Annotated in this window: 15 protein-coding genes and 1 other RNA gene; 10 read left to right on the top strand and 6 right to left on the bottom strand. The window is 34.7% G+C overall.

Translation table 11 applies throughout. The annotated features are described in order from the left end of the window. Positions 1-112 precede the first annotated feature (112 nt). Both C7437_RS03855 and recU read right to left on the bottom strand, forming a co-directional pair. Positions 113-2,791: a PBP1A family penicillin-binding protein gene (locus C7437_RS03855; protein WP_111438303.1), complete on the bottom strand. Its 2,679-nt coding sequence runs from the start codon at positions 2,789-2,791 to the stop codon at positions 113-115. A 20-nt stretch (positions 2,792-2,811) separates the two neighbouring features. Further along, complete coding sequence (gene recU, locus C7437_RS03850) at positions 2,812-3,411, bottom strand: Holliday junction resolvase RecU (protein WP_111438302.1); 600 nt, start codon at positions 3,409-3,411, stop codon at positions 2,812-2,814. A gap of 195 nt (positions 3,412-3,606) precedes the next feature. Here recU and C7437_RS16865 point away from each other — a divergent pair, with 195 nt between their 5' ends. The 10 genes from C7437_RS16865 (at position 3,607) to C7437_RS03805 (ending at position 13,815) form a co-directional block, all read left to right on the top strand. Then, positions 3,607-3,762, top strand: a complete 156-nt coding sequence (locus tag C7437_RS16865; protein ID WP_170122303.1) for a hypothetical protein — start codon at positions 3,607-3,609, stop codon at positions 3,760-3,762. An 80-nt stretch (positions 3,763-3,842) separates the two neighbouring features. Further along, positions 3,843-4,211: a YppE family protein gene (locus C7437_RS03845; RefSeq protein ID WP_111438301.1), complete on the top strand. Its 369-nt coding sequence runs from the start codon at positions 3,843-3,845 to the stop codon at positions 4,209-4,211. After that, a complete protein-coding gene (locus C7437_RS03840; protein ID WP_111438300.1) occupies positions 4,198-6,483 on the top strand; it encodes a DEAD/DEAH box helicase in 2,286 nt (761 codons plus the stop codon). Before C7437_RS03845 ends, C7437_RS03840 begins: the two co-directional genes overlap by 14 nt. Next, complete coding sequence (locus C7437_RS03835; RefSeq protein WP_111438299.1) at positions 6,473-7,801, top strand: ribonuclease H-like domain-containing protein; 1,329 nt, start codon at positions 6,473-6,475, stop codon at positions 7,799-7,801. The genes C7437_RS03840 and C7437_RS03835 overlap by 11 nt, the downstream gene beginning before the upstream one ends. Before the next feature lie 36 nt (positions 7,802-7,837). Next, positions 7,838-8,131 (top strand): cell division regulator GpsB, encoded by a 294-nt coding sequence (gpsB, locus tag C7437_RS03830; RefSeq protein ID WP_111438298.1) that lies wholly within the window; start codon positions 7,838-7,840, stop codon positions 8,129-8,131. A gap of 64 nt (positions 8,132-8,195) precedes the next feature. Then, positions 8,196-8,579: RNase P RNA component class B (gene rnpB, locus C7437_RS03825), an RNA gene on the top strand. Between the two features lie 93 nt (positions 8,580-8,672). Further along, positions 8,673-10,400, top strand: coding sequence for a sensor domain-containing protein (locus C7437_RS03820; RefSeq protein WP_245909204.1), 1,728 nt, complete (start codon positions 8,673-8,675; stop codon positions 10,398-10,400). After that, the gene (locus tag C7437_RS03815) at positions 10,400-11,527 is read left to right on the top strand and encodes a THUMP domain-containing class I SAM-dependent RNA methyltransferase (RefSeq protein ID WP_111438297.1); all 1,128 of its coding nucleotides are present in this window, start codon (positions 10,400-10,402) and stop codon (positions 11,525-11,527) included. Before C7437_RS03820 ends, C7437_RS03815 begins: the two co-directional genes overlap by 1 nt. Positions 11,528-11,588: 61 nt before the next feature. Then, complete coding sequence (locus C7437_RS03810) at positions 11,589-13,490, top strand: ATP-dependent DNA helicase (RefSeq protein ID WP_111438296.1); 1,902 nt, start codon at positions 11,589-11,591, stop codon at positions 13,488-13,490. A gap of 115 nt (positions 13,491-13,605) precedes the next feature. Then, complete coding sequence (locus C7437_RS03805) at positions 13,606-13,815, top strand: hypothetical protein (RefSeq protein WP_111438295.1); 210 nt, start codon at positions 13,606-13,608, stop codon at positions 13,813-13,815. Positions 13,816-14,194: 379 nt separating this feature from the next. On the opposite strand, the gene C7437_RS03800 is transcribed toward C7437_RS03805, so the two are convergent. The 4 genes from C7437_RS03800 to C7437_RS03785 form a co-directional block, all read right to left on the bottom strand. After that, positions 14,195-15,862: a b(o/a)3-type cytochrome-c oxidase subunit 1 gene (locus tag C7437_RS03800; RefSeq protein ID WP_111438294.1), complete on the bottom strand. Its 1,668-nt coding sequence runs from the start codon at positions 15,860-15,862 to the stop codon at positions 14,195-14,197. Position 15,863: 1 nt separating this feature from the next. Beyond that, complete coding sequence (locus C7437_RS03795) at positions 15,864-16,340, bottom strand: cupredoxin domain-containing protein (protein ID WP_111438293.1); 477 nt, start codon at positions 16,338-16,340, stop codon at positions 15,864-15,866. Between the two features lie 20 nt (positions 16,341-16,360). Then, complete coding sequence (locus tag C7437_RS03790) at positions 16,361-16,483, bottom strand: cytochrome c oxidase subunit 2A (protein WP_111438292.1); 123 nt, start codon at positions 16,481-16,483, stop codon at positions 16,361-16,363. Between the two features lie 180 nt (positions 16,484-16,663). Further along, complete coding sequence (locus C7437_RS03785) at positions 16,664-17,116, bottom strand: chemotaxis protein CheX (RefSeq protein WP_111438291.1); 453 nt, start codon at positions 17,114-17,116, stop codon at positions 16,664-16,666. Positions 17,117-17,425: the final 309 nt, after the last annotated feature.

Below are 17,425 nucleotides of genomic sequence, written 5' to 3'. Positions count from 1 at the left end.
ACGTGACTGCAACACGTAGCTCCTCGATCTTTTTCTCGTTTATTCTATTACCATAAGTTTCGTCCAAAGCGAACCATAAAAGCCCATAATTAATTGTGTAACAATATTACAATTATGGTGTTAATGATTCATCTGTAGGTGGTGCTATTGGTACCTCAGGTTCGGTAGATTCTTTAGGTGGCACAATTTCATTAGGAAGTTCTTCAGGTATTAATTCTTCCTCTTTTTTACCGTTACCGTTATTATCTTTCTCTTTCTCTTTCTCTTTCTCTTTCTCTTTATCTTTGTTGCCGTTCTCGGAATTCTCATTTTCAATTGGATTTTCAGGAGGAATAATCTCCGGAACTTCTTCTACATCCTTTTCAATTGGATCTTCAGGAAGAATAATCTCTGGATCTTCAGGAAGAATAATCTCTGGTTCTTCAACACCTGCACCAAGTGTTAATGAAACGGAAGCGGAATCACTTCTGATACCTTCTGAAACAGCTCTAACAGAAAACACATACGTACTACCAGGGATTATATTTTGCATAACAAATCCAGTTTCATTTGTTGTCTGTCGATTTTGACTTGGTCCATTATTTATTGAGACAGATACCTCAAATTGAACTGAGCCATCTAATCTTTTAGGTTTTTTGAATTTCCAATCAAGTTTAGCGCTTGAAGAACCCTCATCATAATCAACAGTTAAATTAGTTGGTGCATTTAACTCAAGTTGTTCATAATAATTAGAGACTGCGGTTGGTTCAGTACCAGCTACGAATAATTCAGTCGCTCTTAAATTATTTGGTGTATACTTACTTGCTAATTTAAGTGGATTCGAACCTTTTTCAATCGTTACCTCAACGACGGAACTAGGTTTTTTGAACCTTTTCGTAGAACTTTCATTTGAAATGTTTCCCATTACCTCTTTAAATATCTCCTGTGAGAGATAACGTTCTGCATCTGTAGTCATTGGATCTTTTAATTCAGGATATCCGGACCACACAGCAATAGAATAATTTGTAGTATATCCTGTAAACCAAACGTCTGGGAATGCACTATCAGGTAAGTCCCATTTAGCTATTTCGTCAGCACCGTAGTTAGAAGTCCCGCTTTTACCGGCAATGTCTAAGCCACTAACCGCGGCTGTTTTACCAGTACCAATCGTTAATACATCACGAAGTACATCAGTTATCATAAATGCAGTGGAATCTTTCATCACTACTTTTGGTTCGTTTTTATAAACTTTTTCCGTTTTTCCATCACGATAAACAATTTTGGTAATCGTATAAGGCTTTGTATGAACGCCTTCATTACCAAATGCAGCATACGCACTGGCCATTTGAATTGGTGAAATCTGTTTATCGGTACCACCTAGAGCGCTAGCTTCATGAACATCTCCAATATCGATTCCAAAACGATTCATAAATTCTTTGGCATTGTCAGGTCCGACCTCTTGCAATGTTTTAACAGCTGGAACGTTTCTAGAACGATACAACGCTTCCCGCATTGTCATCGATCCAACATATCGTCCATCAAAGTTCCGAATTACTTGATCTGTTCCCGTATACGTAATTTTTTCATCTACAATTGTCTGCGCAGTGGACCAATCTAAAAACTCTATTGCTGGACCATAATCCAGTAATGGTTTAATCACTGATCCTGGAGACCTTGTAATCATATCTTGTGCATAGTTAAACCCTCTATCAGCACCGTAATTACGGCCACCACCAACAGCTGCAATTGCACCTGTTTTTGTATCGATTACTGCAACAGCCGATTGAATATTTTCTGTTGGAAACATGTCAGAATTCAAAGTAGCTTCTACTTGTTGCTGCGCCTTAGGTTGTAAAGTAGTATAGACAGTTATACCTTCTGAGATTGCATCTCCGTCGCCATTTTCTTCTAATTCATTCAATACGATATCAAGAAATGCATCGTATTTCGAATTTATATTTGCAACTCGTTGCTCTTCGGGTAATAGAGAGTCACCAATTGGAATAGCCTGAGCAGTTCTCATTTCAACATCTGTAATCTTTCCGTGAAGGTTCATCAAATGTAATACTGTATTTCTTCTTTTTTCAGCAAGGTCAGGATTTTTAAACGGATTATAGTTATTTGGACTTTGGGGCATTCCTGCCAGTGTAGCGATTTGGTCTAATTCTAAATCTTTTAATTCTTTTCCGTAAAAGTATTCAGATGCAGTTCCAAATCCATAAGTCCTTCCAGACATTAGTATTTTGTTAAAATACATTTCAAAAATTTCTTCTTTTTCATATTTCCGTTCCAATTGTACAGATAGATATGCTTCTTGTGCTTTACGTTTTAACGTTTTTTCATTTGTTAAAAATGAGTTTTTAATAACTTGCTGAGTAAGTGTACTAGCTCCTTGAGATCCAAATCCACTAGAGATATTGGCTAGAACAGCTTTACCTAGGCGTAAAAAATCGACTCCCATATGATCATAAAAACGTACATCTTCAGTTGCTAAAATTGCATCTTCCATTAATTGTGGGATGTCTTCATAAGCAACGTATTCTCTACTCTCAGCTCCAACAGTGGCAAATATATCACCATTTCCATCTAAAAATTCTGGGCTAATAGGATCTTTTAATGATTCTTCATCAAGTTTCGGTGCACTACTTGCATAATAAGCGAATAAAGAACCACCACCTATAAGTCCTAGTACACCTAATATTAATACGCTTATGAAAATTCTTTTTATCCATAATTTTATTGGTTGTTTAGGCTGTTTCTTTTTTTGTTGCTCTTTTCTTCGTTGTTCACGAGTTGCTTTTTGCTCGCTCATAAATTATTCCTCGCTTTCATCTAATCCTTTAAGTAATCAACTATTTTTAAATAATCGATTCTCGGAGAATATCTAGTGGCAATTTCAATTGCATGTTCTTCAAACTCTATTAATGCAATAGATTTTCTACCCCCTGTTAGCATTCTATTCCAAAAGAAATGTAATTTTTCGAAAGGTAAATAGAAATATCTATCTAATGCTGAAAAACGTACGAGTAAGAAGCAAATGCCATCTTGGTGAGATACTTTTTGCATATGTTCTACTTGATGTAAATGAACGTTTTTTAAAGGAAAGGCTGTTTTATTTTCCGTTTCTTTCGCCTCAAAGTCAATATATTTACCTTTAAAAACTCCATTAAAGTCCGTTGTAGAGGGTGTACGGTAGTATGCCTCCTTAATCACGGCACCACTTCTAGAAGGATAGTCAACCTTTACAACTTGAATTGGGATAGGTTTTTTATAAATGACTGCAATCTCATGGAGAAGATAATATTCGTTTGCATCATTTAGTTCATCCTCCAAGGTTTTACCCCTATTACTAAAAGTATAATCCTTTTTGATAGTTTTTAATGAATTTTTGTTAGGAGTGTATATTTTTCCATTTGGATATTGAATAGCCAAGTAGATCACCTCTTTATGCTACTAGTTTATCACAGTTTGTTTAGACGAAAAGGAATCATAGATAGTTTCACTTTACTTAAATCTACATCTTTGTCGACCCACTACTTGTTTTGTCTGAACAATAGATGCTTTGTCGAGGTGGAAGGGATATTAGAAATATTTACAGAAAGTACATATTAAAAGGAGGAATTACTAATGAATAAAATTGTTAAACTTATTGATCAACTGGAGTTATTAGAATACTTATTGGAAAGTAAAATGAATGATGAGGAAGAAAAGTTTCAAGAAAACTTTAGTAAGACATCTTTCCGTCTAATGGCTAAGTTAGAAAAAATCGAAAATAAATTATAATATCAGGAATGTACGTTCGTTTAAAACTAGTAATACAAAGGGAAATTTGCTAAACTGTTACTAGATTGTGGGGGATTATATTGTCATTATTAACACTTAGTAAACAATTATTAAAAGAATGTGATGAGTGCATAATTCGTTTTGAAACATATAGAGCTGAAGACCGAGATCCTGATTTTTTTCAAGATGTTAAACCACATGCTTATGCATTAGATGAAATGCTATTAGAATGGGAAAAGATAGTCCGAACATGGATTCAAGTGAAGAGACCCAAGTATGTACATCCTAGTCAAATAGAATCTCTTCTAGAATCTATGAAACAGTTTATTGTGCAGTCTTATTATAAAGCGACAAGTAAAAAGCGATTTCTAAAATCGGTCCATTCTTCGAAATATACATTAGAAACAATTATTCAAGCGATTAAGGAAGTAGGGGATGAGTTTGCTTAAACAACAAAACATCCAAGAACTATTAGATAATTGGAAACTAGACAAAAATAGAAATCCAAATATCGTTCATACTCATACTACAGTGGAAAAACCCGCGAAATACGCAAAATTCCCACTAAATATGCATCCATCGTTAAGGCAGGCGTTAATTAGTCGTGGGATAGAACGATTATATATCCATCAGCGCCTTGCCTTTGACCATGCAATGCTAGGGAAATCTTATACAACTATTACTCCTACAGCCTCTGGAAAATCATTATGTTATCATCTGCCTGTTCTCCAGTCTATTTTAGAAGACCCAACTTCAAGAGCAATTTATTTATTTCCTACCAAAGCATTAGCACAAGATCAAAAAAGTGATTTACAGGACTTAATTCTTGCTAGCGGTGAAGATATATTAAGTTATACGTATGACGGTGATACAGAGCCTGGAATACGAACGAAAATTCGTAAATCTGGTCATATTGTATTGACTAATCCAGATATGCTGCATTCGGGTATTCTTCCACATCATACAAAATGGGTATCTCTTTTTGAAAACTTAAAATACATTATTATAGATGAAATTCATACATATAAAGGTGTTTTTGGCAGTCATGTAGCACATGTTTTAAGACGTTTAAAACGAATATGTGCATTTTATGGTAGCGATCCAAAGTTCATTTGTACATCTGCGACAATCAAAAACCCGAAAGAATTAGCCGAGTCTTTAACAAATACATCACACGAGTTGATAAACGAAAATGGTGCACCAGCTGGAAAAAAGCATTTTGTATTTTATAATCCTCCTATCGTCCATCCTGTGTTTAATGTGCGAAGAAGTGCACTATTAGAAGTGCGAGATTTAGCGCAAGAACTATATGTAAACGGAATTCAAACGATTGTATTTGCTAAAAGTAGAGTACGAGTAGAAATGCTCGTAACGTATTTAAAAGCATTAGTAAGTAAGAAAATTGATGATCAATCTATTAGAGGGTACCGAGGTGGATATCTGCCTTCTGAAAGAAGAAAAATTGAAAAAGGTTTAAGAGACGGGACTATTCGAACAGTTGTCAGTACGAATGCTTTAGAACTTGGCGTGGATATTGGTCAACTTCAAGCATGTATTATGACTGGATACCCAGGCAATATTGCAAGTGCTTGGCAACAAGCTGGAAGAGCAGGAAGACGACAAGAAGAGGCTTTAATCATCTATGTTGCGCAGTCCACAGCGCTAGATCAGTATGTAGTGAATCATCCATCTTACTTTTTAGGTCAATCTCCTGAAGAAGTAAGGATTCATCCGGATAACATGATCATATTAATGGATCATTTAAAATGCGCATCTTTTGAGTTGCCTTTTTCTACATCAGAATCTTATGCAGAGTTTTCTATACAAGAACTGCTAGCTTTTTTAGAAAGTGAAGGAGTTCTCTTGAAAACGACGGAGAAATGGCATTGGATGTCTGATAGTTTTCCTGCGAGTAATATTAGTTTGCGTTCTGCTTCACAAGAAAATGTCATCATTATTGATATGTCCATACCTACGCAAACAAGAGTGATTGGAGAAATGGATCAGTATAGTGCAATGACATTACTTCATGAAGAAGCAATTTACCTCCATCAAGGCACACAATTTCAAGTAGAGAAGTTAGACTGGAACGAGAAAAAAGCTTTTGTACGAGAAGTAGATGTCGACTATTTTACGGATGCTAATATTGCAATTGAACTGAAAGTATTAAGTGAAGACAAAGAAAATAAAGCGAATATAGGCACACTGCATTTTGGAGATATTATTGTATTAGCGCAACCGACTATCTTTAAGAAAATAAAATTTGATACACATGATAATATTGGATCAGGTAAAATACATTTACCACCTATTGAATTACATACGTCATCAACTTGGTTTAGTTTTGAAAAACCAACTAACTGGACGGACAATTTATTATCGGATGCTATGACCGGAGTTGCTTATGCACTGCATGCATTTATTCCATTATGTATACATTGCGATGCGAAAGATATCCATGTAGTTCCACAAGTGAAATCAATATTTGGTGAAAAACCGACTTTCTATATTTATGATTCATATCCAGGTGGTATTGGTTTAGCAGAAAGAATGTTTGATCTGTGGAATGAGTTAGTTCCGAGAATCACGGACCAAGTAGAAGCGTGTCCTTGTTCAAATGGTTGTCCAGCTTGCATAGGAGCGCAAGATGCAGCCTTAAATTTGAAAGAAGAGGTAATAAAGTTACTTTACTTTTTGCAGGTAAAAAAAGATGTCTTATGAGAAAAAGTTATTGCAAATGAAAGCTTTAGTTAAAAAAAATGTTCCGAAAGAAGAACCAAAGAAGAAAGATTCTGAGGTCACCCTACCTTTTTATACCGAGAGTTGGGAACAAGCTGGATTAAAACTGATTAAAAATGATTTTGGATATTTATTTATGAAAGAAACTTTCTACTCCAAGGAGCATATACATGGAAATGTTGCATTAAATAAATTAGAGGATGCAATTACTTTTATGCAAAGGAGTTATCCAAATCACCCATTAACTATTGCAGAGAATCATCCTTTTTGTTTCTATGACACAGAAACAACAGGGTTAAAAGGGACAGGTGTCCTTATTTTTCTAAACGGTTTGTTAAAAGAAGTTTCTAATGGTTTGTTATTAACGCAACATGTCCTAGCAGATCCAGGTCAAGAAGCCGCATTTTTATTTGCATCTGATTTTTGGAAGACTTCACAAACATTAATTACTTACAATGGGAAAAGCTTTGACTATCCTCAACTTGAATCTAGATGGGTTATGAATCGAAATGTGATCCCAAAACTAAAATCACATGAACAAATAGATTTACTTCATTCATCTAAGAGAGTTTGGAAAGGCGAGCTCGAACGATTTAAACTGATTCAAGTGGAAGAGTATAAACTAGATTTCATACGAAAAGATGATATTCCTGGTCATTTAGCTCCAATCATTTATTTTGACTCAGTAAAACATGGTAATCCTAATAATTTGATGAAAGTGTTGAAACATAATGAATGGGACATTCTATCGTTAGTTGCATTGTATATTAAAACAGTAGATTTATTGAAAGAAAAGGAAATAACAGAATCTGCCGTGACTTATACGAATATTGGGAAATGGTTTCAAGACTTGAAAACGACTGATACTAGCTTCGAATGGTTTCAATTTATCACTGGACATTTTCCAAGTGAAAATGTTAGTATGGCCTATTATTATTTGGGCTTACATCTCAAAAGAAGAAGGTTTATGGAAGAAAGTATAGACGCATTCCAACAATCATTAGTAGAAATAAGTGGGAAATATAAAATGGACGTGTATGTAGAACTCGCAAAATTGTATGAACATCAGAAAAAAGATTATGATTTAGCGTTAGAAATGACGCAACAAAGCTTGCTATATCTAGAAGAACTGGGTGAAATATTAAAACCATCTAAAATAATTCAGCTGAGGCAAGAACTTCAAAGAAGGAATGAGCGAATAATTCGCAAGCGAAATATTTCCCGGGAAAGCGCAGAATTGAACAAAAAACGCGTTGGAAAGCCTCAAATTGCTCCAATATCCGACACCAATATGCTATAATACGAGTAGCTAATGTAGACGGAAGGAAGATTATTTATGGAATTAAAACTAAAGGGTTCAGATATTCTAGAAAAAGAATTTAAAACGGGCTTAAGAGGCTATAATCAAGAAGAAGTAGATACTTTTTTGGATGATATTATTCAAGATTATGAAGCATTTGTAAAGAAAATTGCGCAACTTGAACATGAAAATAAACAACTTAAAGATGAGTTAACAGAAGTGCCAAAGCGTGTTCAAACAGTGCCACAACCAGGTGCCACAAACTTTGATATATTAAAAAGGATTTCTAATTTAGAAAAACATGTCTTCGGAAGTAAATTGTACGAATAATTATATTTAATGATAAAGATTGTAACTCAGGATGACTTCGTATATAATAAGTAATGCCACTTATATATTCGGGCAATCGCTGCAATGCTAGACATTGTAGAGGAAAGTCCATGCTCACACAATTCTGAGATGAATGTAGTGTTCGTGCTTAGTGAAAAAATAAACTAAGGCAACTATTTATAGTTGATGGCGGGATGAAGGCCTAAGTCTTAGGATATGGCTGACAATCTCTGAAAGTGCCACAGTGACGATGCTGTATCGGAAACTTTACAGGTGGAACGAGGTAAACCCCACGAGTGAGAAACCCAAATTATGGTAGGGGCATCTTCTTGAAGGAAATGAACGGATAGAAGAACGGAAGTAATTCCGTAGATAGATGATTGCTATCCACAAGGTACGAGGTATTAAACCGTTTGAGTACTGTGGAAACAAAACATGGCTTATTGAGTGTATGAGTGGCTATAATTTAAATCTAAAAGCTCTCCTTCACGGAGAGCTTTTCTATTATTTATACATAAATCTGTAAAGGTTGGGATAGACTGTGAAAAATAAGCCTAAAGCAAATGCTCTTTATTTGTATCCCAATAACGTAATTGATGAGGTATTTCATACAACATCTGAAGGTATCATGATTACAGATGAAAATATGCAAATTATATTAGTAAATTCTGCTTTTGAAAAACTTACTGGTTATACAATGGAAGAAGTGCAAGGTAAAAATCCGAGATTCTTGCAATCTGGAAAGCAAGATGCATTATTTTACAATCAAATGTGGCAGGATTTAAATAATGCTGGATTTTGGAGAAGTGAAATTTGGAATAAACGTAAATCTGGCGAAATCTATCCAGAAATATTAACTATTAAGAGTATTAAAGAGTCGCAAGGGATGATTTTAAATTACATAGGTGTATTTTCTGATATTTCTAGAAAAAAAACAGTAGAAAAAGAATTAGAAGAACTTACTCTCTTAGATACTTTGACAAATATAACGAATAGAAATTCATTTAGCGAACAATTTAATGAAATTTTAAGTAATTCCAAACATAATGATGATATGCATGCACTTTTATTTATAGACTTAGATCGTTTTAAACAGATAAATGAGACATTTGGAAACGACATTGGTGATCAGCTATTGATAGAGGTTACTAACAGAATAAATTCCTTAGTTAAACCGACCGATTTATTTGCTAGGTATGGTGGAGACGAATTTTTATTTGCATTAACGAATATACCGCATCAGAAGGAAGCTGTCCAAAGTTCAAAAGATATTATTAAAGTATTAAATAAACCTTATATGGTAGATGGAAGTGAGATATATATCACTTCGAGTATAGGAATTAGTATTTATCCTCAAGATGGATTAGATACAGAGAATTTGATTCATAAGGCAGATAAAGCCATGTATTTCGCTAAACAAAATGGACGAAATAATTATGCATTTTATTTTGATGATTTGAAGAAAGATTCGGCCCGTTTACTATTGTTAGAATCTGAACTTAGAAAAGCTTTGCAAAATAAAGATTTCACCATGCATTACCAGCCTAAAGTATCCATTCATACGGAACAAATCATTGGTGTAGAAGCACTTGTGAGATGGACGAGTGATAGGCTAGGCATCGTATCACCCGGTGAGTTCATTCCAGTAGCAGAAGACTCAGGATTAATCATTCCACTTAGTGAAATAATTATTGAAAAAGTTTGTCAAGATATTAATAGTTGGAGAAATAAAGGGATTGATCAATTACTTGTGTCTGTAAACATTGCAGGTTTACATTTTCAACAAGAAGATTTTATTGAACGTATAAGTAATATACTTAAGAAATATAATTGTAGTCCAGAGGTGTTTGAAATGGAGTTAACTGAGCGAACGCTGATGAAGGATTCGAGTGAAATAGTCAATAAATTAGTTCGGTTAAAGAATATGGGATTTAAAATTTCTATTGATGATTTTGGAACTGGTTATTCTTCCCTAAGTTATTTAAATAGATTTCCACTTAATTATTTAAAGATTGACGGTAGTTTTATTCAACAAATGACTTCTCTACAGGAAAAACAAGCAGTAGTAGATTGTATTATTATGATGGCACACAGACTGCACATTAAAGTAGTTGCAGAAGGGGTAGAGTCAAAAGAACAAGTAGAACTTTTAAAGAGTATGGATTGTGATTTCATTCAAGGATATTATTTTAGTAAACCACTACCAAGTGAAGAGCTTGTGTATTTCCTCGAACTTTGGGAAATTCATAAGCAAGAAAGGAATGTCTAATGACAAAATTTAATTTAGTAGCGACTTCCGCAATGGGGTTAGAATCTATCGTAGCAGATGAAGTGAAAGCACTAGGGTACGAAACAACAACTGAAAATGGTAAGATTTATTTTGAGGGGGATGAAAGAGCTATTGCCCGTGCGAATCTTTGGTTGCGTGTAGGAGATAGAGTGAAGATTGTGGCAGCGCAATTCCCTGCTCGAACATTTGATGAATTATTTGAGCGAACAAAAGCAGTGCAATGGGAAAAGTTTTTACCTGTAGATGCAGCGTTTCCAGTACAAGGTAAGTCAGTCAAGTCTACATTATTTAGTGTACCTGACTGCCAAGCAATCGTAAAAAAAGCTATTGCAGAGCGTTTAAAACTTGCCTATCAACGAATCGGATTTCTGGATGAATCTGGCGCTACGTATAAACTTGAAATTAGCATTTTAAAAGATATAGCTACTATTACACTTGATACAAGTGGCGCAGGCCTTCATAAACGTGGTTATCGTCATGGCCAAGGGGAAGCACCTCTAAAAGAAACGCTTGCAGCAGCACTTGTTAAAATATCTAAATGGAATCCAGATCGTCCATTTGTAGATCCATTTTGTGGTTCTGGTACCATTCCGATCGAAGCAGCAATGATTGGTCAAAATCTGGCGCCTGGTTATAACAGAGACTTCCATAGTGAAGCTTGGTCATGGATGCCTAAAACGATATGGGATGATGTTAGAACTGAAGCAGAAGATCTTGCTAATTATGATCAAGAACTTCAAATTATTGGATCTGATATCGATCAAAAAATGATTCAAATTGCAGAACAGAATGCATTTGAAGCAGGATTTGCTGATTTGATCTCCTTTAAACAAATGCAATCGAGCGACTTTTCAACTACATTAACGGATGGGGTAATGATCGGAAATCCTCCATACGGTGAACGTATTGGTGAAATTGAAGAAATAGAAAAAGCTATTAGTGATTTAGGACATTTGATGGCAGAATATCCTTCATGGTCTGTTTATATGCTTTCTTCGATGGAAAATTTCGAAGAGGTTTATGGAAAAAGAGCAACGAAAAAACGGAAATTATTTAATGGATTTATTCGAACAGATTACTATCAATATTGGGGTAAACGTTCTTAATAACTAACGGAAGGGAGTTTCTCCTTTCCGTTCTTCTATTATTATATAAAGGAGTTTTATGATGAAACATGCTTTACCATTTCAATTATCAAAAGAGAAATCATTCTTTGAATCACTAGGAGATTGGATGGGAGACGTCCTATATGATGAGCTTCCTGAAAAGGGGTTTGAGTGTCGTGATGAACAAATTTTCATGGCATATCAAATTGAAAAAGTATTAAAAGAAAAGAATGTTTTATTTGCTGAAGCAGGAGTAGGAACAGGCAAAACAATTGCCTACTTATTGCCAGCTATTTCATACGCAAGATACACGGGAAAACCAGCGCTAATAGCTTGTGCTGATGAAACGTTAATTGAACAGTTAGTGAAAGAAGCAGGGGATATTTTTAAGCTGCAGAGTTATTTAGATATTAAAATAGATGTACGTTTAGCTAAATCTAGAAATCAATATCTTTGTTTAAAAAGATTGGAAGATGCACAAAAAAGTGAAGAAAATGATGACTTTTTAGAGGAAATTGAAGATCAAATTCCTGAATTTGTTTATGGCCATTCTTCTCTTCAAAAGATTTATCCTTATGGTGAACGTAGTCAGTATCCAGGAGTAAGTGATGAGGATTGGCAAAAGGTAAATTTCCATCCCACACAACAATGTATGGTTTGTGATGTACGTAATCGCTGTGGGCAAACAATTCATCGCCAAAACTATCGTGAATCAACTGACTTAATCATTTGTTCACATGAATTCTTAATGGAGCATATTTGGACGAAGGACTCAAGAGTTCGTGAAGGACAGCTTCCTTTACTTCCGGAAGTTTCTATGATGGTTCTAGATGAAGGTCATTTACTGGAATTCGCTGCACAAAAAGCATTAACATATGAAGTTCAAAGTGAAACACTCATTCGTTTATTAGAAAGAGTTATGTCAAATGGAGTTCGTGAAAAAACATTAAATTTAATCGAATACTTGCAAGAAACACACGATAAAATATTTGGTTTAATCAGAGTGGGAATTACTGCAAAAGATAGTGAAAGAATGGCTATCGATAAAACAGAGGAACTTATACTCTTATGTAAAAAAGCGATTAAATTGACTGATGATCTATTAGAAGAATTCGTATTTGAATCTGAATTATTTACGATTCCAGAATATGAATTACGTATGGTAGAAGAATTTTTAGAGCAATACACATTCTCTTTACGATTATTTACCGAAAAAGGAGACGGAGTAGAGTGGCTTGAAATTATTGATGGGTTTGAGACACTAATCATTATGCCTCGTCTTGTAACAGACATTTTAAATGAAAAATTGTTCTCTTCTAAATTACCGATTGTATTCTCATCAGCTACACTGTCTATCCAAAAAGATTTTACGTATATTGCTGATTCATTAGGAATTGAAAATTTCCAATCATTTTCAGTAGCATCACCATTTGACTATGATGAAGTGATGAAAATACATGGACAAAATGTAGAACAAGATGAAAAAGTAAATTTAGTTGAGCAACTATTAGAGGACAAAAAACAGACTTTAATATTATTCAAATCCAAAGCAGCAATGGAGGAATACCAAGCGATAGCAAAACCTTCTAGTGAAGTTATTTATGAAGGTGAGCGGGAACTTTCAACTATTGTAAAGGATTTTCAAAATGGCAATTTTGCTACACTTTGTTCTTATCACTTATGGGAAGGTTTGGACTTACCCGAAGAAGCATTAAAAAGAGTAATTATTTATGATTTACCTTTCCCTCCATCGGACCCATTATTTGATGCGAAACGTGCATTTTCAAATAATCCGTTTGAAGAAGTTGAATTACCATTTATGTTACTAAGACTTCAACAAGGGATCGGCAGACTTATTCGTACTTCGAAGGATAATGGAGAAATTCATCTTTTACTGAATCCCGAAGAAGCAAAATTAGAAAATAGATTTGTAAATATTTTACCTACTCATCTTCAAAAATAAGAAAGTATAAGAATTTCCTCGACTTCGAAAATAGTTTGTACGATTTTTGCTAGATCGCTCTGGACAGTGCGCAAGACTTACATTTTAACTAAAAGAAAAACAGGAGCTGAAGAAAATGACTGCGTCACTTTCTTCAGCTCCTCCTCTTTTTAGTAATCATGGAGCTTACGATCGTCCGCCGCTCTCCAAAAATAATCGTATTCATTGTGTGAAAGTCTTTGTTAAGAAGAGAGGAGCCACATGCTTACCTAAAGTGGACGCCGAAGATGATATTTCGACTTTCATGTCCTCTCTTACTTGGATGAATGCTGCTCCATTCTTTTGAGACACTCCTAGACAGAGTCTTATTTACTTCTAGTAACTTTTGTAGAAAAGGTTATCTTCTTTAAAAATAAGCAAGAATTATAGTGTAGAAAAGAGGATGGCGCCTGAAATTGTATCTTCAGGCGCATTTTACTAAATAGAAAAGTATCTTCTCTCTTATTTCCAAAAGCATTTGCCCTTTTCTCTTAGATGTTTTAGGGGAGCGACGGACAAACAAGTGTAATAGGATGACCGAAAAGATCGAGGGGCTACGTGACATAGTCACGTAGCCCCTCGATCTTTTTCTCGTTTATTCTAATACAAAAAGTTTCGTCCAAAGCGAACCCGGGCGACGTCCATATAGAAAAAGGGCGCTTGCGCTTTTCTCAGTTATTTCTTAATTACCAAAGTTTATATCCTTTTGAACCTGGAGGCGCATTTTGAATCATATCTATTACAGGAATTGTATAAGCAAATAAAATTAATAAAATACAAATTGTTAGCCAAATTTTCCAGTTTTCTAAAACCATCGGAGTTTTTTCGGCATGTTCAGATACTTCTCCGATTGGAAATTCAGTTTTACCTTTTGGTGCAAACCATAATAAATGAGCAACTATATAGAGAACTAAAATGATACCGATGAATAAAATTGTCCCACCAACAGCTTGCGCGATTTGATAAGGAATCCAATCTGCCGCTTGTTCAGAACCACCATAAGTAGAGAAGTCAGATCGACGAGGTGCTCCAAATAATCCTACTATATGCATTGCACCAGACATTATAGACATTCCAACTGTCCAAACAATCGCTTGAATAATTGCTAAGTGGTTCATTTGTTTCGTCAATATTCGTCCAGTAAGGTGAGGAATTAACCAATATGCAGCACCAAAGAATGTTAATACTACAGTTGTTGCAAGAGTTAAATGGAAATGTCCAGTAACCCAAATGGTATTATGAATTATTTGGTTCATTTGGTGAGAAGCATTAATAATTCCTCCAGCACCAGCAGGAATGAAAGCAGCCATACCGATAAATGGAACAACAAATCTTGCATCTTTCCAAGGTAATTTTTTAAACCAACCAAATACACCTTTTGCACCAAGTTCTCTGCCTCGAATTTCAAAAGAAGCAAACAATGAAAATGCAGTTAAGAGGGAAGGGATGACAACCATCATTGTTAATACAACTTGTAAGTATTTCCAAAATGAATCAATACCTGGCTCTGTTAATTGATGATGAAATCCAACTGGAATCGAGAATATTAAGAACAGCATAAATGATAATCTTGCAAGAGCATCAGAGAAAATTTTCCCTCCAATAATTTTGGGAATCACAACATACCAAACCATATAAGCTGGTAACAGCCAGAAGTACACTAGTGGATGTCCAAAGTACCAGAAAAGTGTACGAGAAAGCAGAACATCTATTTTATCAACCCAACCTAATGACCACGGTATAAGTTGGAATACAACTTCCACTGCAACACCTAAAGAACAAATAATCCACATAGCTAGGTTTACTACCACCATGAAAGTGATGAGCGGACTAGGTTGCCCAGGATTAGCTTTACGCCATTCAACGTATTTCATAATTTGAGCTATTCCGCCAATCCAAGATCCAACAACTACTAAAGCCATACCAACATAGAAAATCCAATGTGCTTGTAATGGAGCATAAAATGTATACAATACAGAAGCTTCGTTTAACAAAACCATTATAGAAGCAGCAACTGTACCCGCTGTCATTGTCCAAAAACCAATCCAACCTATTGAACGTTGTTTATCAGTAAGTGTACCAGCTGTACGACTTACTGCAGCGATTTGAAATCCAAAAATAAAATAAGTAGTTAAAATGAGACCTAATAATACCCCATGTACAGTTAAAATTTGATAATAAGTAATTCCCCAAGGGAGTGTAAATTGACCTGAGCGTACCAATACTTGAAGTAATCCGCAAAGACCACCTATAAAAAGTGCGATAAATGCTACATAAATATGTGCAAGAGCAAGCTTTGCATCTCTTTTATCTACTTGAATAAAACCTTTTGCCTTTTCTGTCACTGTCGTCATGTTACTCCACCACCTTTAACATGGATGTCATAGTAGAATGACCTACTCCACAATACTCATTGCATAAAATTAAAAATTCTCCAGCTTTGTCAACGGTTGTTACATATTCAGAAACATAACCTGGTTCAAGCATCATGTTGATATTTGTTCCTGCAACTTGGAAACCGTGTACTACATCTTTTGTTGTTGCAATAAACTTAACTGTTGATCCAAATGGAACTTCAATTTCAGGTGGATTGTAATAGAATGCGGAAGCAACAAAAACAACTTCATAGTCCCAATCCTTACCTTCTACTTTGTGAACGCCAGGGTTATTGAAAGGTGCGATTTCATCTACTCTCTCCGGATCAATATATACTTTTGCACTCGGGGGATGTGAACCATAGTGAAATGCACTAATACCAACAATGATTAAAAATACTACCAGTGAGGTAGCTCCTAAAGTAAGCCACCATTTTTCATACTTATGAATATGCATATCTTCTAACCTCCATTTTGTTAAAATCGATCAATAAACAAGTAAAACGCCATAAACCAAGTTACTAAAATAAATGTACCTATAAACAAAACTGAATATAAAGTCCCCTTTAATTCTGGCTCTTTTTCCTGTTTTTTCGACATATTTTTACACCTCCTATTATAGAAGTTTTGTATACTTTTAATAATAAGTATAAATGCTAGATTAAGATGTGATAAATATCACACTACGATGCTTATAATGTGAAATAACTCGAAATAAGTATATTAATAAAAAAAGCATAAAAAAAGAGCATCCAATACATCGGGAGCTCTAATTATTGTTTATTCATCTATCATTAATATAACAGTAAGTTCCCCTATTTCTAAAATTTCGACAGGAAGCTTAAAAGCCCTGCGAAAACCATATAATTTAGATGTACCTACTATTACCGTAGATGGAGTAATGTCAATTTCTAAATTATTTGCACCAACTAAAGTACATAAATTACCAGCAATCATATTGCCTAATTCCCCTGTAAAAGATTCAAGCATTTCCCCGGTTAGTGGCAGACCAAACATATTCGACCCGATTGAAGCAAAACAATCCGAACTAGCTTCCAGTATTATTCGGCCTTTTATATCTCCAATAATACTTATTAAAACGCTCAGTTCCTTTTGTTCAAAAGATTGAGGCAATATGGAAGGAGATAAAATATTCATTTCTATAGGAATTACTGATTTAAGTGATTGAATTGTGCTATTTAATATGGATTTAGTATGTATAGAAGTCCCCATAACCGAACCTTCTTTCTATAGTCAATTAGAAACAATTTTACCATGAATTATACAAGAATGAATAGTTAATGTAGCAATTGTTAAAATAATGTGCTATCATTTACTTGAGAATGAATTTCAACTTCAATTGAGAGGGAGATTTAAATGATTACTTTACTTATAGGCTCAACAATTTTACTATACAGTGGGGTTACTTTTTATGTATTGCGTTCTACATTGCCTCATGCTAAATAATACTACTTACTATAGATGACTCTATTTGATTCTGAATTTTAGAACAAATGGGGTCTTCTTTTTTGTCGTTTTCTG

Source organism: Psychrobacillus insolitus, assembly GCF_003254155.1.
Taxonomy (GTDB): domain Bacteria; phylum Bacillota; class Bacilli; order Bacillales_A; family Planococcaceae; genus Psychrobacillus; species Psychrobacillus insolitus.
This window is presented reverse-complemented; position numbering and strand designations above follow the sequence as displayed.

What these genes read in the sequence shown, in the direction of transcription:
- C7437_RS03835 (WP_111438299.1), top strand. Translation starts at nt 6,473, where the DNA reads ATGTCTTATGAGAAAAAGTTATTGCAAATGAAAGCTTTAGTTAAAAAA.
- C7437_RS03840 (WP_111438300.1), top strand. Translation starts at nt 4,198, where the DNA reads ATGAGTTTGCTTAAACAACAAAACATCCAAGAACTATTAGATAATTGG.
- C7437_RS03790 (WP_111438292.1), bottom strand. Translation starts at nt 16,483, where the DNA reads ATGTCGAAAAAACAGGAAAAAGAGCCAGAATTAAAGGGGACTTTATAT.
- C7437_RS03805 (WP_111438295.1), top strand. Translation starts at nt 13,606, where the DNA reads ATGACTGCGTCACTTTCTTCAGCTCCTCCTCTTTTTAGTAATCATGGA.
- C7437_RS16865 (WP_170122303.1), top strand. Translation starts at nt 3,607, where the DNA reads ATGAATAAAATTGTTAAACTTATTGATCAACTGGAGTTATTAGAATAC.
- C7437_RS03810 (WP_111438296.1), top strand. Translation starts at nt 11,589, where the DNA reads ATGAAACATGCTTTACCATTTCAATTATCAAAAGAGAAATCATTCTTT.
- C7437_RS03800 (WP_111438294.1), bottom strand. Translation starts at nt 15,862, where the DNA reads ATGACGACAGTGACAGAAAAGGCAAAAGGTTTTATTCAAGTAGATAAA.
- C7437_RS03795 (WP_111438293.1), bottom strand. Translation starts at nt 16,340, where the DNA reads ATGCATATTCATAAGTATGAAAAATGGTGGCTTACTTTAGGAGCTACC.
- gpsB (WP_111438298.1), top strand. Translation starts at nt 7,838, where the DNA reads ATGGAATTAAAACTAAAGGGTTCAGATATTCTAGAAAAAGAATTTAAA.
- C7437_RS03855 (WP_111438303.1), bottom strand. Translation starts at nt 2,791, where the DNA reads ATGAGCGAGCAAAAAGCAACTCGTGAACAACGAAGAAAAGAGCAACAA.
- C7437_RS03815 (WP_111438297.1), top strand. Translation starts at nt 10,400, where the DNA reads ATGACAAAATTTAATTTAGTAGCGACTTCCGCAATGGGGTTAGAATCT.
- C7437_RS03785 (WP_111438291.1), bottom strand. Translation starts at nt 17,116, where the DNA reads ATGGGGACTTCTATACATACTAAATCCATATTAAATAGCACAATTCAA.